Origin of the sequence: Yunchengibacter salinarum (genome assembly GCF_037658235.1) — a bacterium.
Classification (GTDB): Bacteria; Pseudomonadota; Alphaproteobacteria; order Sphingomonadales; family Kordiimonadaceae; genus Yunchengibacter; species Yunchengibacter salinarum.
Genome location: NZ_JBBJLN010000004.1, coordinates 123,827 through 145,300 on the forward strand (window position 1 = coordinate 123,827; position 21,474 = coordinate 145,300).

Consider the following 21,474-nt stretch of genomic DNA (forward strand, 5'->3'; position numbering starts at 1 on the left):
ATCAGGACTCTTCCGGCTCTTTTTCCGGCTCGAAAAGCTGTACCGGGCCAGATGGCATCACAGTGGAAATGGCGTGCTTGTACACCAGCTGGGACACACCGTCCCGGCGCAGAAGCACGCAGAAATTGTCAAACCATGTGATCACGCCCTGAAGCTTAACCCCATTGACAAGAAACACCGTTACCGGCGTCTTGGATTTGCGAACGGCGTTAAGGAATACATCCTGAAGGTTCTGGTTTTTATCTGACATGCAGTGCCCAAACTTCTTGTTTCGCCGATTTTTCGGCTTGGTGTCCTCCCGGCGGTGATGCGACCGCAACCCGGCCCCACAACCACATGGACAGTTTATGACAAAGAAGATTGGACTTGGCTAACATTTTTCAAGGCGGATATGGCATGTGCCTCTGTCAACTGCGCCAGAGGGCGCGCGCGAAAAGCGCCAGAACCAGCGATGCTTCCAGCCGACCCACCATCATCAACACCCCCAGGATCACATGATCCGGTGCGGTCAGGCCATCAAAGCCGACAAAACCGGGGTCGATTCCCGCCACCAGCGGCCCGGACAGGGTCAACGCGGAAAAGCTCAGCAAAATGGCATCCTGAAAATGCACCCCGAACATTCCCAGAGCCAGCGTGCCTGTCACGAATGCCAGTATGAAGCCGCCGATCAGCAGCCAGACGGCGCCGCTATCGCCCGGCTCCACTTCATTCTGATCATAGTGAAGCCGGTGAATGCCGCTGGGATGCGCCAGACGATTCAGTTCGGAAAAGGCGAGCCTAAGCACCAGATAAAGGCGCATCTGCCGAAGTCCACCCCCGGTGCCGGTTACCGCGCCGCCAATGGCGGCCAGCGCCATGAGCACCAGTGCGACGGGAAGATAGTCCTGACCCGCCGGGGCCGCGCCAGGCGGCATCCATCCCGTGGTGCTGATGGCGGATATGACCTTGAAAAGCGCCCTGGCCACGTCCGGCATGGAAACAGCGCCCCCGGCCAGAAGAAGCAGCGCCGTGCCAGCCAGCACACTGACCGCCAATGTGCGGCGCTCCTGATCACGCCTGCCGCGACGGTGGCCACTGAGCATCACATAGAGCATATCCCAGTTGCTGACCGCCAGCAGCATCACAGCCGACACCACCACGGCGACGAACACCCCGTCATCCGCCAAGGGGGCGGCCCAGTCCAGCCCCGTGGTACTGACCGCCGACAGGGCCGTCAGCAGGGCCCGTTCAGGCGCCATGCCCGCCAGCAGAAGCAGCAGCACCGTAAGCGCGGTCACCCCGGCATAAAGGGGCGCCAGGTGCCGGGCGGCGGCGCGCAATCGTGGATAGCCCGCCATGGTATCGCCGAACGGTAGCGGGGACCGACGCAATTGTACGCCGCCGCTGTTGATCACGGTCAGAAATGACAGCGCCAGCGTGATGGCGGCAAAGCCCCCCAGCCAGCCCACCAGCGCACGCCAGAGCCGTTCCGCGGTGCCGGGCATTGCGTCCGGGCCGATACCGGCAAGGCTGCTGGCCCCGTGAGTGGTGACCAGCGCCATGCCATCGAAAAAGGCTCCGGCAAGATCCAGCCGGTCATGGATCAGATAAAGCGGCAGGCCCGCCACCATCGCCAGCAACAGGCAGCCGAAAAGCGGCAACAGCACCGTCAGCACGGGTAAACGCTGCATTCGGGCGCCGCGAAACCCCAGCACCATGGAACCGCCGATCAGCAGCGTGAGCGTAACACCGCCCGTAAAGCCGGATATGGCCCGGCCCTCGCCGCTCACAAGCGCCACGGCCAATGGCAGCAGCATCACGAGGCCCAGACCCAGGGTCCAACTTCCGATCTGAAGCATGAGCCGCGCGGACCACATCTCAGAACACCTCGGCCCGCGCGGAGAACAGTTGCTCGATCTTGCGGACGGCCCCCGCCATGGCGAAGCAGACAATGCGATCGCCAACCCGGATCGACGTGTCGGCATTGGGTACGATCACCCGGTCATCGCGCACGATCACCCCGAACCTGGCATTGCGGTGCAGTTTCAGATCAGAGACCTTGCGCCCGGCCACGTCCGAGCCTTCCATCACGTCCGCCTCGATGATTTCCGCTACCCCGTCCCGAATGGAATACACATCCCGTATCCGGCCCCGGCGAATATGCCTGATGATGCTGGACACGGTAATTTCCCGCGGGTCCAGAGCCACATCGATGCCGATACTGTTCAAAAGAGAGCCATAAACCGGATTGTTCATCAGGGCCACCGCCCGGCGGCAGCCGTGTTTCTTGGCCATCAGGGCCGAGAGAATGTTTACCTCGTCGTCATTGGTGACGGTGACAATGGTATCAGCCTGCGAGATATTCACTTCACGTAATATATCAACATCAAGCGCGTTACCGTTGATAACGATGGTGTTTTCAACTTTTTCAGCAGCCTTTTCCGCCTTGGCCGGATCCTGTTCGATCAGCTTCAGGTTCAGACTGGCGGCGATATCCGACTGTTCCAGCTTGCTGGCCAGAAATGTGCCGATATTGCCCCCGCCCACAATTACCAGCCGCTGGGCGCGCTGTTCTTCATGGCCGAACACCGCCATGGCGCGCTCGGTCATGCTGTCCTCCACGGCCACATACACATGGTCACCCACCTGCAACTGATCATCGCTTCGGGGCACGAAGACCCGCTCGCCGCGAACCACCCCGACCACATTGGTCTGAAGCTTGGGAAACAACTCGGTCAACTGGCGCAGGGGCGTGTTCACCACCGGGCAGGATTCGCCAAGCGTGATGCCCAGCACGCGCGCCCGCCCGCCCACAAAGCGCAGCACATTGAAGGCCCCCGGTACTTCAAGGCGGCGGCGCAGTGCCTCCGCCACTTCCATTTCGGGGGAAATGATCACATCAATCGGCAGATTGTCCCGCGCGAACAGGTCCGCCCATTTGCTCCGCAGATAAGCCTGATTGCGAATCCGCGCCACTTTTGTCGGTACATTGAACAGACTGTCCGCCACCTGGCAGGCCACCATGTTCACCTCGTCCGACAGTGTGACGGCGATCATCAGGTCCGCGTCATTGGCACCTGCCTGTTCCAGCATTTCCGGGTCGGACGCAAAGCCCACAAACGCCTGAAGGTCCAGGGTTTCACTGATCTGGCGAATCAGCTTGGGGGATCGGTCGATCACCGTCACGTCGTTATTCTGGTCGGCCAGATGCTGGGCAATGTTGAAGCCCACCTGCCCGGCGCCGCACACAATCACCTTCATGGAAAGTTTCCTTCTGTAGCCGGGAAAAGCCGGTCAGATCACGCTGTCCCCGGCCTTGTCACCGGTAAGCCCCAAAGATTTCAGCTTCCGGTGCAATGCCGAGCGCTCCATGCCGATAAAGGCCGCCGTGCGGGAAATATTGCCGCTGAACCGATTGATCTGGGCCTTGAGATATTCCCGCTCAAAGGTTTCCCGCGCCTCCCTCAACGGGGCCGTGATGATTGCACTGTCACCGCCATAGCGCAACAAGTCGCTGGACCCGCTGCGGATTTCCTCAGGCAGGTGATCCATCGTGATCTCCGCGCCCGGCCGTTCCGGGCCCAGGATCAGTATGCGTTCGATGGTGTTTTTCAACTGGCGCACATTGCCCGGCCAGTCATGAGCCTGCAAGGCGGCCACGGCATCGTCGCTGAGATGCCGACGCGGACGCCCGGTGCTGTCGGCAATGCTGTCCAGAAAATGCTGGGCCAGGTCAGGAATGTCCTCCCGCCGCTCGGACAGGGCGGGCGTGTTGACCGGCACCACATTCAGCCGGTGATACAGGTCTTCCCGGAAGCGGCCCTGCTCGATCTCGTGGACCAGCTCGCGCGAGGTGGCCGAAATCACCCGAACATCCACCTTCACGGAGGTATTGCCCCCGACCCGCTCGAACTTCTGGTCGGTCAACACGCGCAATATCTTGCCCTGGGTCGGCAGGGGCATGTCCGCCACTTCATCGATGAAAAGCGTGCCGCCATGGGCGCGCTCGAAAAAGCCGGTCTTGACCACCGCGCCATTCTGCTCGACGCCGAAAAGCTCCCGCTCCATGCGGTGCGGCTCCATGGATGCGGCACTGACCACCACGAACGGACCATTGGCCCGGTGGGACCGATTATGAATCTGCCGCCCGGTAACTTCCTTGCCGGAACCGCTGGGGCCGGTGATCAGCACCCGGCTGTTGGTGCCGGCCACGCGGTCCACCGTCTGGCGAACCGCATTGATGGCGGCACTGGCGCCGTTCAGATCCACCGTATAACCGGCCCGGCGGCGCAGTTCCTCATTTTCCCGTTTCAGCCGCTGGGCTTCCGTCGCCCGCTGCACGGTGAGCAGCATATGATCCGCCTCAAAGGGCTTTTCGATGAAATCATAGGCACCCTGCTTGATGGCGGCGACGGCGGTTTCCACATTCCCATGGCCGGAAATGACCACCACGGGCAAATCCCGGTGGCGAGACTTTACCAACTCCAGAATTTCCAGCCCGTCCAGCTTGCTGCCCTGTAGCCAGATATCCAGTAACAGCAGCGCCGGCAGCCGGGATTCGATTTCCGCCAGGCAACTGTCACTGCATCCCGCCGTGCGGGCATGATAGCCCTCATCCTCAAGGATGCCCGATACCAGTTCCCGGATATCTTCCTCGTCATCGACAATCAGAATATCTAACGCCATATCTCTGCCTCTGACTCCTTGCTGCGCGGCATGGGGACATCCCCTACTCCGCCGCCCTTCCGCCGTCGCCCGCCGGGGCGGAGGATTCCGCCTCGGCTGCCGCGCCCAACCGTTCCAGAACCGCATGATGGAATGACAGAACGGCACGAGCGCCCACCGGTTTCAGGTCGCTGACCCGCACACGGCCACCATGCTCTTCCATGATCCGCCGCACAATGGCCAGGCCAAGCCCGGTTCCCTTGACCCGCGTGGTCACATAGGGCTCCATCAGACGGTCTTTCTGTTCCTTGGGCAGGCCCACGCCATTATCTTCCACAACGATATGGGTAACGCCTGCATCCTGGGTCAGTGTTACCCGGATGCGGCCAGGTTCCACCGTGTCACCGTCCGCGGCCTTGTCCCGCGCGACCCGGCTTTCCACCGATTCCGCGGCATTTTTCATCAGATTGGTCAGTGCCTGCCCCACCAGCCGCCCATCAACCGGGATCGACCGGGTATGATCCGGTATCTGCGTCACAAAGGTCACGTCCGACCAGGCCACATCCTGAAGGAACACCGCCTGGCTGACCACATCGGCAATATCCGTTTCCTTGAAAAGCGGCGCCGGCATCCGCGCAAAGGAGGAGAATTCATCCACCATGCGCCGCAGGTCGCCCACCTGGCGGATGATGGTATCCGTACATTGGGCGAATACCGCCGGATCGCTTTCCACTTCCTTGCCGTATTTTCGCTTCAGTCGCTCGGCGGACAGATGAATGGGGGTGAGCGGGTTCTTGATCTCGTGGGCGATGCGCCGGGCCACATCGGCCCAGGCGGCGGTGCGCTGGTCCGCCAGTTGATCGGTCAGGTCATCGAAGGTGACCACAAAGCCGCCCGTGGCCCTGTCCGCCTGCCGTTCCACCGAGACCCGCGCCAGCAGCGTGCGCATTTCGCCATTCACTTCCAGTTGCACCTGAGCCTGAGCCGTGCCGTCCGAGGCATTCTCGGCCTCGGCCAGAAGCGGCGCGAATGCCGGCACTTCCTCCCCCAGCTTGTGCCCCAAAAGATCCTCCTGAGAGCGCCCCAGCAGCGTGCAGGCGGATCGGTTGGGCAGAAAGACGGTCTGATCCTGTTGCAGGCCGATCACCCCGGCGGAGACGCCTTCCAGCACTTCCTCAAGAAAGCGGCGGCGCTCGTCCAGTTCCGTATTGGCGTGCATCAGGGCATCCTGATGCCGGGCCAACTGGTCGGTCATCCGATTGAAGGCGCGGGACAATGTGCCCACCTCGTCGCCAGTGGGAACGTGGGGCACACGCACCGCCAGATCGCCCTTGCCGACCCGCTCCGCCGCGTCCACCAGATTGGACAAGGGAGTGACGAGACGGCTGGAGAACCGCAGGCCGATCCAGATTGCCGCCAGCAGAACCAGCAGCGCCACGATGATGAACACCACATTGAACTGAATCTGGATATTGCTGCGCTGGCCTTCCATGGTTTCATAGTCAGCCACCGCCGAGCGCGTCGCTTCCAGATAGGTGAGGGTTCGCGGGTCCAGATCACGGGCGATATACAGATATGTGGGTTGAAGAAATCCGCTTAACTGCTTCAACGCAATAACTGTTTTGTCCGCCTGATTATTGGCGACAACGGTTTCGCCCCGGCGGGCGCGATCCAGAAGGTCGGTCTTGAGGCGGGATGTTGTCAGTTCCAGATTGTCATTGGCGCGGGCCAGCACCCTGCCCTCCCCACTGGATTCCTGCACCACCAGCACTTCCGACAGAATGCGGGTGCTGAGCGCCGTTTCGGCCACCCTTTGCAGGGTCAACGGGTCCTGTCGCTGGGCCGTGGACAGATTGTTGAACGCCACCCCGATCGCCACCAGATCCTTCTGGATGTTGTATCTGTGCTCGATCAGATAGCTTTCCGCCACTTCCAGTGAATTGTTGAGGGTGGAGCGCACCTTTTCGCTGAACCAGCTTTGGATGCCGAATTCCAGAAACAGGGCCGAGAAAATCGCCATGATGACGGGCGGCACACTGGCAATCACGATGAAAGCGCTGGTCACCCGCATATGCAGGCGAGACCCTGGCGCTCCGGCCTTGCGCGCCAGCCACATGCGCACGAACCAGCGCCCCACGGCGGCGCCCAGCGCCATGAGCAGCACCAGATTGACGATCAGCAGAACCCGTATGGTCTGGCCCGATGCCACCTCGAACGGCGCCGATTTGCGGGACATGGCCACATAAGTGGTCACGGCGGCAACCAGCGCCATGACGGACAACAGGATTTCAAGGCGCCCCGCCAGCTTGAAACGGCGGGCAAAGATCATCCACTTGGCCATCTTGCGCCCGGGCAGGCGGGGCGGGCGCTCCGGCAGCGGCCCCAGGGGGCTCCGGGATTCCGGGGAATAACGCCCCCCCGGCTTGCCATCATCAGGCTTTTCCGGCTCTGGCGCTCGGCCGCCTTCAGGCGGTCGTGGCCCTTCATGCTGTTCCTGGCCCTGCCCCATACAATCTCTTCCCGGCCTATCCTCGGCATGATCCGGCCCAGCCTGCATTTCAGGCCGGGTGATGCCAAATGGCAACATGGTAGCCGAAATATCACACAAGGATCACCCGGACGCCAAGGAGATTCTCGTTCCGAAAAAATAAGCCGGTTCAGCGGCGTCGCGGCAAAGGGACATCCAGATCACGGATTTTCTTCCGCAGGGTATTGCGGTTCAGGCCCAGCAGCGCCGACGCCTTGACCTGATTGCCCTTGCACACGGCCAGCGTTTTCTCGATCAGGGGGCGCTCAACCTCCTGAAGGATGGTCTGATACAGGCCGCTTGGGGGCATCTGATCTTCATGCTGATCGAAATAATGGTCCAGATGCAGGCGCATACTTTCAGCGAGTGAGGCCCCCGCCGCGATCACCGGGGTGCCATGATCCGTGCCCGTGCCACCACTGCCCTCAGGATAGGATCGTTCCAGTTCCTGGCGCACCGCATCGCCGGTGATTTCCTCGCCGGGATAAAGCGCGCAGACCCGGTAGAGAAAATTTTCCAGCTCCCGCACATTGCCCGGCCAGTGGAAAGCGGAAAGCACATTGGTCGCCCCTCTGGAAAGCCGCTTTTCGCTCAGCCCCACGGCGGCATTACGGGACATGAAATGCCGGGCCAGGTCCGGGATATCATCCTGCCTTTCCCTGAGCGGCGGCAGGGTCAGGGGCACCACATTGAGCCGGAAGAACAGATCCTCCCGGAACAGCCCGGCCTTCACCGCGTCCTGAAGATTCTTGTTGGTGGCCGCGATCACCCGCACATTGGCGCTCTGGGCCACCTGCCCGCCAACCGTATGATATTCCCCTTCCTGAAGAACCCGCAGCAGCCGGGTTTGCGCTTCCAGCGGCATGTCGCCGATCTCGTCAAGGAACAGCGTGCCGCCGCGCGCCTGTCCGAACCGGCCCAGAGTGCGCGCCTGCGCGCCCGTAAAGGCGCCTCGCTCGTGACCGAACAACTCGCTTTCGATCAGTTCCCGCGGCAGGGCCGCCAGATTGACCGGCACAAAGGGGTGGTCCCGGCGCGGCCCGTGCATGTGAAGGGCGCGGGCCACCAGTTCCTTACCGGTGCCGCTTTCGCCGCCGATCATGACGGTCAGGTCCGTGTTCACCACGCGGGCCATCGCCTTGTAAAGCGCCTGCATGGGCTGGGATCGACCCACAAGGATATTGTTTTCGGACTGGGCCAGGGCTTCCGAGGCGGATTGGGTGTCAATGTGGCCGGGCGCGGGCTCCGCATCCTCAACGCCCTGGCTGCCCCCGGCGCGGGAGCCGAGCGCCTTGCCCACCACCGCGATCATGGCATCGATATCGAACGGCTTGGCCAGATAGTCAAAGGCCCCCTTGGTCGAGGCGGTCATGGCGGTGCTCAGCGTATTATGGGCCGACATGACGATCACCGGCAGGTCTGGCCGTTCCGCTTGCAGGCGGGGCAGCATGTCCAGACCATTGCCACCGGGCATGATCACATCGGATATCGCCACATCGCCCACACCGCTGCGCGCCAGGCGCATCAGCTCTTCCGCCGTATGCGCCTCCTCCACCCGCCAGCCTTCCTGGCGAAATGCCTCGCCCAGAACCGTGCGGATCGCCGCATCGTCGTCGGCCACAAGAACCGTTACCGCCCGATGAACGCTCATGACTCCATGCTCTCTTCCCGGCGCCTCGCGCCTTTGTCACGCCTGTGGCAAGCGCACCTTGAATCGGCTGCCGCCCCCAGAGCGGTCAGCCACACTCACCGTTCCGCCCATATCGGTTATGTAGCGGGCCACCAGTGCCAGCCCCAGACCGCTGCCGCCATCCCGCCCGGACACGAAGGGGTCGAACAGGTGCGGGCGGATATCCGCCGGAATGCCGGGCCCCCTGTCCTCCACGCAGATTTCAAGGGGAACACGGCGCTGGGTGCCATCGGGTCCACGCAGCAGAACCCCTTCATGACGGTAGGCGGTTCTCAGGGTAATTTCTCCCCTCATATCAAGGGCTTCACTGGCATTCTTCACCAAGTTCAGAAAAACCTGAACCAGGCGGTCAAACGATGCATGGGCCAGGGGAAGGGATGGATCATACAAACGAACCACATCCAGCCTGGCCCCCTGCCATCCCTGTGCCAGATCCGCCACATGATCCAGCACCTCATGCACATTGACCGGCGCCATATCAGTGACCGCCATGGGGGCGAACCGTTCCAGTTCGTCCACCAGCCCTTCCACGCGGGCCACCTCCCGGCTGATCAGATCGGTCATGTGACGGTCGCCCGCCCCCAGCTTGCGCGCCAGCAACTGGGCCGCCCCCCGTATCCCGGCCAGCGGATTGCGCAATTCATGCGCCATCATGGAAGCCAGCCCGCGCACGGATCGGGCCGCCCCTTCCACTTCATCCCGGCTTTGCGCGATGGACCGGATGCGGCGCGGCTGGATCATCAGCAACACACGGTCCTGGCCCAGCGGACTGGTGGTCAGATCGCAGCGCTGATGCCCTTCCAGCCCCGCACTCAAGGGCACATCCATCTGGCTGAACGGCGCCTGTTCCCGACGGGATCGCGCCACCATGGGCAACGCCATCGGGCCGAGCCCCTCGACAGACGCCAATTGCGCCCCCTTCAATCCGCCACGAGGCCGGGCCAGGATCATGTCCGCCTGACCATGCAGGCTGATGATGCGGTCATCGGCGCCCACGACCAGCAACGCCTGCGGCAGGCTGGCCAGAATGGCGGCGGCATCCCCTTCCGGGCTTTCCGCCGAACCGAGGGGCATGGCCGCCCCTGTTATTTCGGCGTGTGAGGCCATCAGGCAGCCGATCGCTCGAACAAAGGTGTGTAAAAATCTTCCAGCGCCCGCTTCACCGCGTCCGTATCGTCCAGACTGTTCACCATCTGGCGGAATTCGGCGGAACCGCGCAGCCCCTTTGTGTACCAGCCCAGATGCTTGCGCGCCATGCGCATACCCGCATGATCGCCGTAATGGTCCAGCATCGCCTGATAATGGCCCAACACGGTCTCTAGCTGTTCCTCGATCGAGGGGGAACCCAGCCGTTCGCCGGTACTGAGATAGTGAATCACCTGCGCGGGAAACCAGGGGCGGCCATAACAGCCCCGGCCCAGCATCACCCCGTCCGCGCCGGAATCCGCCAGGGCCTGATCCACATCGTCCAGCGTGTTGATATCCCCATTGACGATGACCGGAATGTCCACCGCCTGCTTGACGCGAGCGACCTTTTTCCAGTCCGCATGGCCGCGATACATCTGGCAGCGTGTCCGGCCATGAACCACCACCATTCTGATGCCCGCCTCTTCCGCGATGCGGGCAAGCTGGTCGGCATTGAAGCTGTCGTCATCCCATCCCAACCGCATTTTCAGCGTCACCGGCAAGGACACCGCATCCACCGTGGCGCGGATCAAGTCCCCGGCATGGTCCAGATCGCGCATCAGGGCGGACCCCGCATGGCCGTTCACCACCTTTTTCACGGGGCAGCCCATATTGATATCGATGATGGCAGCGCCGCGATCCTCGTTCAGGCGGGCGGCCTCATACATCTTGGACGCCTCGCACCCGGCAAGCTGCACGGACATGGGAAATTCATCCGGCGTATTGCTGGCCATTTTCAGGGTTTTGCGGTTTTCCCGGATCATCGCCTCGCTGGCGATCATCTCGGACACCACAAGCCCCGCCCCGAAGCGCTTGACCAGCCGACGGAAGGGCAGATCGGTCACGCCCGACATGGGGGCCAGGAATACCGGGTCTTTGATTTCAACGGGACCAATGCTAAGAGCCATGGGAGCAATCCCTTTTCAATGGATCATGCCTAAAAATTGGGCACCTTATGCCAGAAACAATGCCCCAAGACCAGAACGAATTCCCACATGCCGCAGCAAATGCAGTCGGCGGCGCTGATAATGGCGATGCGCCGGGCGTGGTGGTGGTGGCCGCGGGTGAAGGGCAGCGCGCGGGCGGCGCCCTGCCCAAGCAATACCACATGCTGGCCGGGCGCCCTGTTCTGATTCATTGTCTGGACCATCTCACAGCCGCCTGCCCGGAGGGCTCCCCGATCCTCCTGGTGATCCACCGGGATATGTTTGACCACGCCCGCGCCCTGCTGGACGAATGGGGATATGGCACCACTCCGCTGGTGGTCGGCGGCGCCACACGGCAGGAAAGCGTGCGCCGCGGGCTTGAAGCGCTGAGTGCCGCCGCGCCCCGCACCGTACTGATCCATGATGCGGCGCGCCCCTTCATAAACGCGGCCATGATCCACGGCCTGCGGGCCGCCATTTCCGACACACAGGGCGCGATCCCCGCGCTCAGCGTGGCGGACAGCCTGAAATCGGTCAGCGGCACAACTGTGACAGGCGCGGTGAACCGGGACGGGCTGGTACGCGTTCAAACGCCGCAGGGCTTTCCCTTCGCCCCCCTCCTGGCCGCGCACCGCGCCGCCAAGGGACAGGATTTCACAGACGATGCGGGGGTCTTCCAGGCCGCCGGATACGGTGTAAGGATATGCACCGGATCGGAGGCCGCTTTCAAGATCACCGAGTCACGGGACTTTCAGCGGGCCGAGGCGCTGGTGCAGATGCGTTTGCAGGATATTCGCGTGGGCCACGGCCATGATGTGCACGCCTTCGGCCCCGGCGATCATGTGATACTTGGCGGTGTTGCCATTCCCCATGACCGCGCGCTCAAGGGCCATTCGGATGCGGATGTGGCCCTGCACGCCCTGACCGATGCCGTGCTCGCCGCATTGGCGGACGGGGATATCGGCCAGCACTTCCCGCCGAGCGACCCGGCCCTTGCGGGCATATCGTCCGACCGCTTCCTGCGCTTCGCCGCCGAACGGGTGCGGGCGCGTGGCGGCATGATCGCCCATCTGGCTCTTGTGCTGATCGCGGAAGCGCCGAAAATAGGCCCGCACAACGCCCCAATGCGCCAGCGTATCGCCCGGATTGCCGGGCTTTCACCGGATCGGGTCAGCGTGCAGGCCACCACCAGCGAAAAACTGGGTTTTACCGGTCGCCGGGAAGGCATCGCGGCCAATGCCACCGCCACGGTGCGCCTGCCGCTGGAGGCACCGGATGGGGCATAAGGGCGACCTTGGCGGCTGGCAGGGGCGGTATCGCTCCCCCTTCTTCTGGTGGGTGGTCTGGTTCGGGGCGGGCCTGATGCGCCCAGCCCCCGGCACGTGGGGGTCGCTGGCCGCCGTGATTCTGGGCTATTTCATGCTGCGGGCCGGCATGACGCCGGGGGAGCTGATCGGCCTTGTGGTTTTTGGATCAACCGTATCCGTTACCATAATTGGCCAGGTGGAGCGTCTGAGCGGCATTCATGATGCGCCGGAAGTGGTGATCGATGAAGTCTTCGGGCAGTGGCTGGCCCTTGTGCCGGTGGCGGTTGTGGGACTGCCCGTTGGGTGGGCCGCCCTCGCGCCGCTGCTGGTCGCTTTCGGCCTGTTTCGACTGTTCGACATATGGAAACCCTTTCCCATAGGCTGGATGGACAGGCATATTGGGGGTGGCACGGGGGTGATGGTGGATGACCTCATGGCCGGGCTGATGGCCGCGCTGGGCCTTGTTCTGCTCTATATGATGGGAGCGTTCCATGTTTGATCAGGAAATCACCGATCTTGCCGCCGAGGTTCTGGACGCCGCGCGCCGTCGCGGCTGGATGATCGCAACCGCGGAATCCTGCACCGGCGGGCTGGTGTCGGGGGCGCTTACCGCCATTGCCGGGTCCAGCGACGTGCTGGACCGGGGCTTTGTCACCTACAGCAATGATGCCAAGCAACAGATGCTGGGGGTGTCGTCGGAAAGCCTGGGGCGGTTCGGGGCCGTATCGGAACCGGTGGCCAAGGAAATGGCCTATGGCGCGCTGAGTGAATCGCGGGCGGATATCACGCTGGCCATTACCGGGATCGCCGGGCCGGGCGGCGGCTCGGCGGAAAGGCCGGTGGGGCTGGTATGGTTCGCCACCGCCACGCAGGGCCGCACGCCGGACGGATTTTACCGCAGCTATGGCGACAAGGGCCGCTCTCAGGTGCGGCGGCTTAGCGTGGTGGACGGCCTGATGGCGCTGTTGCAGAAATGCCGGGGCGATCTGGCCGATTGACCAGGCCAGTGCCGGCTCGCGCTTCCCTTTTCAGGGCGCGGTCTGTTTCTTCGTACCGTCCCTATTTCTTCATCCCGTCCACGAAGGCGTCCACCTCCACCTTCAGGCTATGACCCCGTTCGGCAATTTCCTTTTCAAAATGCTCGTCCACCTGGCCGCCCTCCTTCAGGGCCGCTTCGATCCGGCTGGAAAGTTGCTGCAATTCCTGCAACAGATTTTCATATTGCTGGCGCAGGTTTTCCTGCCTATCCGGCTCAAAGGCGGGATGCGTGTTGTGGTCTTCCAGATGCTGCTCCCGGCCCCGCAGTTCCTGAGCCAGGCGATGCAGAAAATCGCTCATGAGATGTGTCTCCCCCTGAAGATATAACCGTGGCGGGCCGGGCATCATCACGCCCGGCGCTGCATGGCTTCAGCATGACCGAACATGGCCGCGCAGGCAAGCAGGGTGAAAAGGCGTGGCGGTTGAATGGGGCCGGGTGAAAAACAGGGGCACCACCTCAGTCCGCGGCTTTTTGCTGGTCCGCGAACAGCGCGTCCGCACGGGTGCGAAATGCGTCCACCATGCGATTGGTGGCCTTGGTGAACACATCACCGATGGCTTTTTCCAGCAAGCGGGACTTGAACTGAAAATCCACCTCGAAATCGATCACGGTGCTGCCATCGTCCTGCGCGATGAAGCGCCAGTCATTATAGAGATATTTCATCGGCCCGCGGATATAGTCCACATAAATGCGATCCGGACACTGAGTATAGACGCGGCTGGTGAACTTTTCACGGAACATCTTGAACCCGATGATCAGGTCCGCATCAAAGCGATCCGGGCGCGCATTATAAACGCGCGCCCCCAGACACCAGGGCAGGAATTCGGGATAACGGCGCACGTCACCCACCATGGCGCACAGATCTTCCCGGTTATAGGGCAAATGCTGTCTCTGCCGATGACGCGGCACAGGTCACCTCCTCAGGCGCGGAAAGAAGCGGTATTGCGCTCAGGCCGACGCGGCCCGTTTGCCCGCCAGCTTCTTGTCCCGCGCGGCCCGCAGCTTTTCGAAATCATCCCCCGCATGATAGCTGGACCGAGTCAGGGGTGTGGCGGACACCATCAGGAATCCCTTCCCCCTCGCCATCCGCTCATAAGACTTGAATTCATCGGGCGTGACGAACCGATCCAGTTTCGCGTGGCGCCGCGTGGGCTGAAGATACTGACCAATGGTGATGAAATCGATATCCGCCGAGCGCATGTCATCCATCACCTGCCCCACTTCCAGGCGGTCTTCCCCAAGCCCCACCATGATGCCGGACTTGGTGAAAATGGCCGGGTCCACCTGCTTCACGCGCTCCAGAAGTTTCAATGAATGATAATAGCGGGCGCCGGGGCGGATTTTCGGATAAAGCCGCGGCACCGTTTCCAGATTATGGTTGAACACATCCGGTCTCGCCTCCGCCACCTTTTCGATCGAGCCCGGCTTGTTGCGGAAATCCGGGGTCAGAATTTCGATGGTGGTATCGGGGCTGGCCTTGCGGATTTCCGCGATCACCTTCACGAACTGATCAGCGCCACCGTCTTCCAGATCATCCCGGTCCACGGACGTGATCACGATATGCTTCAGCCCCATGGTGACACAGGCTTCCGCCGTATGCTTCGGCTCCATCGGGTCCACCGGATTGGGCCGCCCGGTCTTCACATTGCAAAAGGCGCAGGCGCGGGTACAGGTGTCCCCCAGAATCATCACCGTGGCATGGCGCTTCTGCCAGCATTCACCGATATTCGGACAGGCCGCCTCTTCACAGACGGTGTGCAGATTCTTGGCCCGCATCAGCTTCCGGGTCTCGGCAAATTCCCTGGATGTGGGCGCCTTGACCCGAATCCATTCCGGTTTGCGCGGGATGGCATCGTCCTTCTTCGGCGTGACCGGTTCGTTCATGCCTTTTCAGCCTTTCGACGGGGTGAGGTCCCGGTTTGCGGCAGCGCCCGGCAGGGGCCGCCGCCCGGTATGTTCTGGCTTAGAAGTGGATCGCCCGACCATAGGCGTCAAGCACCGATTCATGCATCATTTCCGATAGCGTGGGATGCGGGAAGACCGTGTGCATCAGCTCTTCTTCGGTGGTTTCCAGCTTGCGGGCGGCCACATAACCCTGAATCAGCTCAGTTACCTCCGCACCGATCATATGCGCGCCCAGAAGCTCCCCGGTCTTTTCGTCGAACACGGTCTTGATGAAGCCTTCCGGTTCCCCCAGCGCGATGGCCTTGCCATTGCCCATAAAGGGGAAATTGCCCACTTTCACCTTATGGCCCTTTTCCTTCGCCTGCTCTTCGGTGAAGCCGACGCTGGCCACCTGCGGGCGGGAATAGGTGCAGCCGGGTATGTTGTCGATATCCATGGGATGAACGCCTTTCACACCAGCGATCTTTTCCACGGCCACGATGCCTTCATGGCTCGCCTTGTGGGCCAGCCAGGGCGCCCCGGCCAGGTCACCGATGGCATAGATGTTGCCCATGCCCGTATGGCCCCATTGATCGATCTTCACATGGCCCTTTTCCACCGTGATACCCTGATCCTCAAGGCCCAGACCTTCCACATTGCCGGTAATGCCAATGGCGAGAATGACCCGATCGAACGTTTCTTCGGATTTCTTGCCGCCCGCGTCGATGGTGGCGGTCACGGACTCCTTGCCATGCTTCAGCTCGGTAACGGACGCCTTTGTCCTGATGGTCATGCCCTGCTTCTTGAAGCTCTTCTCGGCATGGGCGGACACATCCTTGTCCTCCACCGGAAGAATGCGATCCATCATCTCCACAACCGTCACATCACTTCCCAGGTCATTGAAGAAGCTGGCAAATTCAATGCCGATGGCCCCCGATCCGATAACCAGCAGTTTCTTCGGCATGGTATTGGGCTGAAGCGCGTGCTTGTAGGTCCAGACCAGCTTGCCGTCCGCCTTCAGGTGCGGCAGTTCCCGCGCCCGCGCGCCGGTGGCCAGAATGATGTGCTTGGCCTTGACCGTCTGCGTCTTGCCGTCCTTGCCCTTGACCGACAGGCTATCCTTGCCCGTCAGGCTGGCCTCGCCTTCGATATGCGTCACCTTGTTCTTTTTCAGCAGATGCTGCACGCCGCTGGTCAACTGGCCGCTCACCTGACGGCTGCGCTTGACCATGGCATCCAGATCAAAGGACACATTTTCGGCCTTGACGCCAAACTCCTTGGCGTTCTGGGCCAGATGCAGCACCTCGCTGGACCGCAGCAGCGCCTTGGTGGGGATGCAGCCCCAGTTCAGGCATATGCCGCCCAGATGTTCCCGCTCGATACAGGCGGTCTTCAGGCCTAATTGTGCACCGCGAATGGCGGAAACATAGCCACCGGGGCCGCCCCCGACCACAACAAGGTCAAAACTCTCGGCCATGATCAGATCCTCTCAGCTTGTGTCACGGTGCGCGGGTCCGCCGCATCACCTGTATTAACGGTATCCTCGCGCTCGAAAAGCAGCACCGAGCACCGCTCCGGCGCGAACGGCTTGTGTTCCACTCCGCGCGGCACCACCAGCATTTCACCGGTCTCGACCCACTCGGCGCCATCCCGCCAATCCATTCGGAATCGGCCATCCAGCACCAGAAAAAGCTCGTCCGCGTCCGCATGGGCGTGCCAGACAAAATCGCCTTCCAGATGGGCAAGCCGAACCGCGTGGTCGTCCACCTGTGCGACGGTGCGCGGCGACCAGGTATCCGCAAAGGCGGCCAACTTGTCCTTGAGCGCGATTTTCACGGCCCGCTCCTAGAGCAGCATGGAGATCGGGTCCTCCACATATTGCTTGAATGCCTGCAGGAACTGCGCCCCCACGGCACCGTCCACGGCGCGGTGGTCACAGCTCAGCGTGCAGGACATCACGGTGGCCTGAGCCACGGCACCATCCTTAATCACAGCGCGCTGCTCCCCGGCGCCGACAGCCAGAATGGCCCCTTGCGGCGGGTTGATCACGGCGCCGAATTCCTTGATCCCGAACATACCGAGATTAGAGATGGAGAAGGTGCCCCCGGCATAGTCTTCCGGCATCAGCTTGCCTTCCTTGGCCCGGCCTGCCAGATCCTTCATGGATTCGGAAATTTCCTTGAGGCCCTTGGACCCGGCATCCCGCACCACAGGCGTGATCAGGCCGCCATCGATCGCCACGGCAACGGAAATGTCCTGGCGCTCGTACCAGTACATCTTGTCCCCGGCGAACTGCACATTGGCCGCAGGCACTTTTTTCAGTGCCAACGCACTTGCCCGGATCAGGAAATCGTTCACCGACAGCTTGGCGCCGGTGCCTTCCAGCTTGGCATTCAGATCCTTGCGCTGGGCCAACAGCGTGTCCAGCTCGCACTCAATGGTCAGATAGAAGTGCGGCACGGTCTGCTTGGATTCGGTCAGGCGCTTGGCAATGGTCTTGCGCATGTTCGACAGTTTCTCTTCCCGGTACGGGATGTCGTCATGCGGCGGATAAACCGGCACATCGCCCGCCGGTGCGGCGGCAGCGGCCGGCTTCGATGCCTCTGGCGCTTTCGTCTCTGCCGGGGCCGCTTTGGCCTCGCCCTTGCGGGCGGCCTCGATATCGCGCTTGATGATGCGCCCCTTGGGGCCGCTGCCCGTCAGGCTGGCAAGGTCAATACCGTCCTGCGCGGCCATGCGGCGCGCCAGCGGAGACGCCTTGACGCGATTACCCTTGGCATCTTCCGGCGCGGCGGGGGCCTTTGCATCCGGCGCCGGTGCCGTGGCGGTATCCGCTTTCGGCGCCGTGTCACCCTCTTCCGATTTGGCGGGGGTTCCGGCATCGGCGGCATTATCTGCGCCGCCTTTGCCCGCACCCTGTGCGCGCACGTCCGCCGGGTCTTCACCCTCTTCCGCCAGCAGGCAGATCAGTTCCCCCACCGGCACATCGTCCGTTCCCGCTTCCACCAGGATACTGGCAACCGTGCCCTCATCGATGGACTCCACCTCCATGGTAGCCTTGTCGGTCTCGATCTCGGCAAGAATGTCGCCATTCTCCACCGTATCGCCCTCTTTCACCAGCCAGCGGGCCAGTGTGCCTTTTTCCATGGTCGGCGACAGGGCCGGCATATTGACTTCAATGGCCATCGTTCACTGTCCCCTTAACTGTCGGCGTAGCAGACGGCCTTGGCCGCCGTGATGATCTGGTCGCTGCTGATGAGCGCCGCCTTTTCCAGATTGGCGGCATAGGGCAGCGGCACATCCGCATCCGTGCAGCGCGTTACCGGCGCATCCAGATAATCGAAGGCGTCTTCCATCAGGCGTGCGGAAATTTCCGACCCCACACCGAACTGCGGCCAGCCTTCTTCCGCCACAACGCAACGATTGGTCTTTTTCACACTGTCGATGACGGTGGCCATATCCAGCGGGCGAATGGTGCGCAGGTCGATCACTTCCGCGTCAATTCCCTCCGCGGCCAGGGCCTCCGCCGCCTTCAGGGCTTCCCCCACGGCGATGGAATAGGCCACGATGGTCACGTCCGCACCCCGGCGCTTCACGCTGGCCTTGCCGATCGGAATCACCCAGTCATCCATTTGGGGGATGTCGAAGGTTTCGCCGTAAAGCAGCTCGTTTTCCAGGAAGACCACCGGCGTGTCGTCGCGGATGGCGGCCTTCAAAAGCCCCTTGGCATCCGAAGCGTCATAGGGTGCGACAACCTTCAGGCCCGGCACATGCCCATACCAACTTGCATAGTTCTGACTGTGTTGTGCGGCCACGCGCGCCGCGGCCCCGTTCGGCCCGCGGAACACAATGGGACATTCGATCAACCCGCCGGACATGTACTTCGTCTTGGCGGCGGAATTGATGATGTGGTCAATGGCCTGCATGGCGAAGTTGAAGGTCATGAACTCCACCACGGGGCGCAGACCTGTCATGGCGGCCCCGACGGCCAGCCCGGCAAAACCGTGCTCCGTGATCGGGGTATCGACCACGCGATCCGGGCCGAATTCATCCAGCAGCCCCTGCGTGACCTTGTAAGCGCCCTGATATTCGGCGATTTCCTCGCCCATCAGGAACACTTTATCATCCCGGCGGAGCTCCTCGGCCATACCGTCCCGCAGCGCTTCCCGCAGGGTGATCTCCGTCATGTCGGTCCCTTCGGGAATTTCCGGGTCCGAAGGCGGCGGGGCCGTATCCGCGGCGGCCTCTGGCGTGGGGGCGCCCTGCTCGTCATCGCCCGTCTCGGCGACCTTTTCGCTGTCGCCGCCACCGGGTGCGCCAGCCGGAGCCGACGCATCCTCAAGGCCCACTTTTTCCGGGTCTTCGCCTTCTTCGGCCAGAACCGCAATGGGGGTGCCCACTTTCACATTGTCCGTGCCCGCATCCACCAGGATGCTGGCAACCGTGCCCTCATCGATGGACTCCACCTCCATGGTGGCCTTGTCGGTCTCGATCTCGGCGAGAATGTCGCCATTCTCTACCGTATCACCCTCTTTCACCAACCAGCGGGCCAGAGTCCCCTCCTCCATGGTCGGCGACAGGGCCGGCATTTTGATTTCAATGGCCATAGTGCTCAGACTCCTTCGGCAACCACGTCGGTATAGAGTTCGGAAAGGTCCGGCTCGGGGCTTCCCTGGGCGTAATCCGCCGCCTCGGCGATCTCGGCCTTCACCTGCTTGTCGATATCCTTCAACTCCTGCTCAGTCTTGAAGCCGGCATTGAGGATGCGCTCCTTGATCTGATCGATGGGATCGCGTTCCTTGCGCATTTTCTGCACTTCATCCTTGGAGCGGTACTTCGCCGGATCGGACATGGAGTGGCCACGATAGCGATAGGTCTTCATTTCCAGAATGAACGGCCCCTTGCCGCTGCGGCAGTGTTCCACCGCTTCAGCCGTGGCCGCCCGCACTTCCAGAACATTCATGCCGTCCACCGACTTGCCCGGAATCCCAAGGCTTTCACCGCGCCGGAACAGGTCCGTCTGGCCGCTGGCGCGCGCCACGCTTGTGCCCATGGCATATTGGTTGTTCTCGATGATATAGACGCAGGGCAGATCCCACAGGGCCGCCATGTTGAAGCTCTCATACACTTGGCCCTGATTGGCCGCCCCGTCCCCGAAATAGTTGAGGGTGACACCCCCGTCGCCGCGATAGCGGTGGGCGAAAGCCAGCCCCGTACCAAGCGACACCTGCGAGCCCACAATGCCATGACCGCCATAAAAGCCCTTTTCGGGCCAGAACATGTGCATGGAGCCGCCTTTGCCGCGCGAGCATCCGCCGCTGCGCCCGGTGAGCTCCGCCATCACTTCCTTGGGGTCGGCACCCACAGCCATAATATGGCCGTGATCCCGATAGCCGGTGATCACCGTGTCACCATCCTTGAGGGCGTGCTGCGCGCCCACGACCACGGCTTCCTGCCCGATATACAGGTGGCAGAAACCACCGATAAGGCCCATGCCATACATCTGGCCGGCCTTTTCCTCGAACCGACGGACCACCAGCATGTCACGATAAAACGCCAGCAACTCTTCATTGCTGGCTTCATATTCCACCGCCGCCGGAGCCGTCTTGGAACGGCCACTCGCACGCCGCCGGGAGCTGCCGGAAGCACTGGTCTTGCTATCCGCTTTCTTCTCAGCCATCGACTATCCCCAAAAGAATAAAGGATCGGCCCATCTGCACGGCAGGGGTGAAGGTCACCGCCGCCGCCGAAGCCGATCGGCTTTCATGCACGGCTTCAATCGATAGCGACTCAATTGAAGGAATGCAAGGATAGATAAGTTGCTGTAGAAACTAGCCAAAACAGGATTAACCAATTCTGGTTAATCAGCTTTCGCCAAAGGTAGATAAATCGGGAAGGAAGACCACCACTTCGTCAGAATGCTGGAAACCCAGCTTGGCCCGCACCTGCTGATCCAGAAGGTCCGGGTCGATCCGTGAACCGCCGAGATGGGAAACCCGGCGCTCAAGGCGGGCGCGGGTGGCCTGATAATGAGCCGCCTTTTCAGCTAGCGCCGATTCCCGCGCCTCCAGCGTTTTCAGAACGCTGAGGCTGTTATCGCCCTGAAACGCATGTACGGCAAAATAGCCCATGACCGCCAGCCACACACCGGCGAGCCAGACATCTTTCACATGGCGTTTTATGCGCAGCCCCGTTTTCATGATTCGAATCGTCGCACAAGCGATTCGACGAATCAAGCCCCAAGAATGGAAAACGGGAAGAAACGGCGCCCA

Annotated in this window: 20 protein-coding genes; 3 read left to right on the forward strand and 17 right to left on the reverse strand. The window is 61.9% G+C overall.

Annotated features, from left to right (window positions below; all coding sequences use genetic code 11):
- Position 1: 1 nt before the first annotated feature.
- The 8 genes from hfq to dusB all read right to left on the reverse strand — a co-directional run bounded on the left by hfq (position 2) and on the right by dusB (position 10,954).
- Complete coding sequence (hfq, locus tag WGH93_RS05585; RefSeq protein WP_374763880.1) at positions 2-250, reverse strand: RNA chaperone Hfq; 249 nt, start codon at positions 248-250, stop codon at positions 2-4.
- Positions 251-407: 157 nt separating this feature from the next.
- Positions 408-1,838, reverse strand: coding sequence for a potassium transporter TrkG (locus WGH93_RS05590; protein ID WP_374763881.1), 1,431 nt, complete (start codon positions 1,836-1,838; stop codon positions 408-410).
- 19 nt (positions 1,839-1,857) lie between these two features.
- Positions 1,858-3,240, reverse strand: a complete 1,383-nt coding sequence (trkA, locus tag WGH93_RS05595; protein WP_374763882.1) for a Trk system potassium transporter TrkA — start codon at positions 3,238-3,240, stop codon at positions 1,858-1,860.
- 33 nt (positions 3,241-3,273) lie between these two features.
- Positions 3,274-4,665, reverse strand: coding sequence for a nitrogen assimilation response regulator NtrX (gene ntrX, locus WGH93_RS05600; RefSeq protein ID WP_374763883.1), 1,392 nt, complete (start codon positions 4,663-4,665; stop codon positions 3,274-3,276).
- Positions 4,666-4,708: 43 nt separating this feature from the next.
- Positions 4,709-6,985 carry a sensor histidine kinase NtrY-like gene (locus WGH93_RS05605; RefSeq protein ID WP_374763884.1) on the reverse strand — a complete coding sequence of 759 codons (2,277 nt, stop codon included), beginning with the start codon at positions 6,983-6,985 and terminating at the stop codon, positions 4,709-4,711.
- 316 nt (positions 6,986-7,301) lie between these two features.
- Positions 7,302-8,822, reverse strand: a complete 1,521-nt coding sequence (ntrC, locus tag WGH93_RS05610; RefSeq protein ID WP_374763885.1) for a nitrogen regulation protein NR(I) — start codon at positions 8,820-8,822, stop codon at positions 7,302-7,304.
- Positions 8,823-8,858: 36 nt separating this feature from the next.
- Positions 8,859-9,935, reverse strand: coding sequence for a two-component system sensor histidine kinase NtrB (locus tag WGH93_RS05615; RefSeq protein ID WP_374763886.1), 1,077 nt, complete (start codon positions 9,933-9,935; stop codon positions 8,859-8,861).
- 32 nt (positions 9,936-9,967) lie between these two features.
- Complete coding sequence (gene dusB, locus WGH93_RS05620) at positions 9,968-10,954, reverse strand: tRNA dihydrouridine synthase DusB (RefSeq protein ID WP_374763887.1); 987 nt, start codon at positions 10,952-10,954, stop codon at positions 9,968-9,970.
- 47 nt (positions 10,955-11,001) lie between these two features.
- On the opposite strand from dusB, the gene WGH93_RS05625 reads away from it, so the two are divergent.
- The 3 genes from WGH93_RS05625 to WGH93_RS05635 are packed head-to-tail and all read left to right on the forward strand — an operon-like array spanning position 11,002 to position 13,277.
- Positions 11,002-12,258: a bifunctional 2-C-methyl-D-erythritol 4-phosphate cytidylyltransferase/2-C-methyl-D-erythritol 2,4-cyclodiphosphate synthase gene (locus WGH93_RS05625; RefSeq protein ID WP_374763888.1), complete on the forward strand. Its 1,257-nt coding sequence runs from the start codon at positions 11,002-11,004 to the stop codon at positions 12,256-12,258.
- Positions 12,248-12,778 carry a phosphatidylglycerophosphatase A family protein gene (locus WGH93_RS05630; RefSeq protein WP_374763889.1) on the forward strand — a complete coding sequence of 177 codons (531 nt, stop codon included), beginning with the start codon at positions 12,248-12,250 and terminating at the stop codon, positions 12,776-12,778. The genes WGH93_RS05625 and WGH93_RS05630 overlap by 11 nt, the downstream gene beginning before the upstream one ends.
- Entirely contained in the window at positions 12,771-13,277 is a 507-nt protein-coding gene (locus tag WGH93_RS05635; RefSeq protein WP_374763890.1) for a CinA family protein, read from the forward strand. Before WGH93_RS05630 ends, WGH93_RS05635 begins: the two co-directional genes overlap by 8 nt.
- Before the next feature lie 61 nt (positions 13,278-13,338).
- Here WGH93_RS05635 and WGH93_RS05640 read toward each other — a convergent pair whose 3' ends face one another.
- From WGH93_RS05640 to WGH93_RS05680, 9 genes are all read right to left on the reverse strand, one after another.
- Positions 13,339-13,617, reverse strand: coding sequence for a hypothetical protein (locus WGH93_RS05640; RefSeq protein WP_374763891.1), 279 nt, complete (start codon positions 13,615-13,617; stop codon positions 13,339-13,341).
- Positions 13,618-13,774: 157 nt separating this feature from the next.
- The gene (locus WGH93_RS05645) at positions 13,775-14,227 is read right to left on the reverse strand and encodes a type II toxin-antitoxin system RatA family toxin (RefSeq protein ID WP_374763892.1); all 453 of its coding nucleotides are present in this window, start codon (positions 14,225-14,227) and stop codon (positions 13,775-13,777) included.
- Between the two features lie 39 nt (positions 14,228-14,266).
- Positions 14,267-15,202, reverse strand: coding sequence for a lipoyl synthase (gene lipA / locus WGH93_RS05650; protein ID WP_374763893.1), 936 nt, complete (start codon positions 15,200-15,202; stop codon positions 14,267-14,269).
- Between the two features lie 79 nt (positions 15,203-15,281).
- Positions 15,282-16,682 (reverse strand): dihydrolipoyl dehydrogenase, encoded by a 1,401-nt coding sequence (gene lpdA, locus WGH93_RS05655; RefSeq protein WP_374764036.1) that lies wholly within the window; start codon positions 16,680-16,682, stop codon positions 15,282-15,284.
- Positions 16,682-17,038, reverse strand: coding sequence for a cupin domain-containing protein (locus WGH93_RS05660; RefSeq protein WP_374763894.1), 357 nt, complete (start codon positions 17,036-17,038; stop codon positions 16,682-16,684). The genes lpdA and WGH93_RS05660 overlap by 1 nt, the downstream gene beginning before the upstream one ends.
- Before the next feature lie 9 nt (positions 17,039-17,047).
- Positions 17,048-18,388, reverse strand: a complete 1,341-nt coding sequence (locus tag WGH93_RS05665) for a pyruvate dehydrogenase complex dihydrolipoamide acetyltransferase (RefSeq protein ID WP_374763895.1) — start codon at positions 18,386-18,388, stop codon at positions 17,048-17,050.
- 14 nt (positions 18,389-18,402) lie between these two features.
- Positions 18,403-19,809: a pyruvate dehydrogenase complex E1 component subunit beta gene (locus WGH93_RS05670; protein ID WP_374763896.1), complete on the reverse strand. Its 1,407-nt coding sequence runs from the start codon at positions 19,807-19,809 to the stop codon at positions 18,403-18,405.
- Positions 19,810-19,814: 5 nt separating this feature from the next.
- Positions 19,815-20,882, reverse strand: a complete 1,068-nt coding sequence (pdhA, locus tag WGH93_RS05675; RefSeq protein WP_374763897.1) for a pyruvate dehydrogenase (acetyl-transferring) E1 component subunit alpha — start codon at positions 20,880-20,882, stop codon at positions 19,815-19,817.
- A gap of 184 nt (positions 20,883-21,066) precedes the next feature.
- Positions 21,067-21,402 carry an FtsB family cell division protein gene (locus WGH93_RS05680; protein WP_374763898.1) on the reverse strand — a complete coding sequence of 112 codons (336 nt, stop codon included), beginning with the start codon at positions 21,400-21,402 and terminating at the stop codon, positions 21,067-21,069.
- Positions 21,403-21,474 lie beyond the last annotated feature (72 nt).

Excerpts from the sequence above, each read along its gene's own strand:
- lipA (WP_374763893.1), bottom strand. The coding sequence starts at position 15,202 with ATGAACGAACCGGTCACGCCGAAGAAGGACGATGCCATCCCGCGCAAA.
- WGH93_RS05590 (WP_374763881.1), bottom strand. The coding sequence starts at position 1,838 with ATGCTTCAGATCGGAAGTTGGACCCTGGGTCTGGGCCTCGTGATGCTG.
- WGH93_RS05665 (WP_374763895.1), bottom strand. The coding sequence starts at position 18,388 with ATGGCCATTGAAGTCAATATGCCGGCCCTGTCGCCGACCATGGAAAAA.
- ntrX (WP_374763883.1), bottom strand. The coding sequence starts at position 4,665 with ATGGCGTTAGATATTCTGATTGTCGATGACGAGGAAGATATCCGGGAA.
- ntrC (WP_374763885.1), bottom strand. The coding sequence starts at position 8,822 with ATGAGCGTTCATCGGGCGGTAACGGTTCTTGTGGCCGACGACGATGCG.
- WGH93_RS05640 (WP_374763891.1), bottom strand. The coding sequence starts at position 13,617 with ATGAGCGATTTTCTGCATCGCCTGGCTCAGGAACTGCGGGGCCGGGAG.
- WGH93_RS05680 (WP_374763898.1), bottom strand. The coding sequence starts at position 21,402 with ATGAAAACGGGGCTGCGCATAAAACGCCATGTGAAAGATGTCTGGCTC.
- WGH93_RS05630 (WP_374763889.1), top strand. The coding sequence starts at position 12,248 with ATGGGGCATAAGGGCGACCTTGGCGGCTGGCAGGGGCGGTATCGCTCC.
- WGH93_RS05615 (WP_374763886.1), bottom strand. The coding sequence starts at position 9,935 with ATGCCCCTCGGTTCGGCGGAAAGCCCGGAAGGGGATGCCGCCGCCATT.
- WGH93_RS05605 (WP_374763884.1), bottom strand. The coding sequence starts at position 6,985 with ATGGCCAAGTGGATGATCTTTGCCCGCCGTTTCAAGCTGGCGGGGCGC.
- WGH93_RS05670 (WP_374763896.1), bottom strand. The coding sequence starts at position 19,809 with ATGGCCATTGAAATCAAAATGCCGGCCCTGTCGCCGACCATGGAGGAG.
- hfq (WP_374763880.1), bottom strand. The coding sequence starts at position 250 with ATGTCAGATAAAAACCAGAACCTTCAGGATGTATTCCTTAACGCCGTT.
- trkA (WP_374763882.1), bottom strand. The coding sequence starts at position 3,240 with ATGAAGGTGATTGTGTGCGGCGCCGGGCAGGTGGGCTTCAACATTGCC.
- WGH93_RS05625 (WP_374763888.1), top strand. The coding sequence starts at position 11,002 with ATGCCAGAAACAATGCCCCAAGACCAGAACGAATTCCCACATGCCGCA.
- pdhA (WP_374763897.1), bottom strand. The coding sequence starts at position 20,882 with ATGGCTGAGAAGAAAGCGGATAGCAAGACCAGTGCTTCCGGCAGCTCC.
- dusB (WP_374763887.1), bottom strand. The coding sequence starts at position 10,954 with ATGGCTCTTAGCATTGGTCCCGTTGAAATCAAAGACCCGGTATTCCTG.
- WGH93_RS05635 (WP_374763890.1), top strand. The coding sequence starts at position 12,771 with ATGTTTGATCAGGAAATCACCGATCTTGCCGCCGAGGTTCTGGACGCC.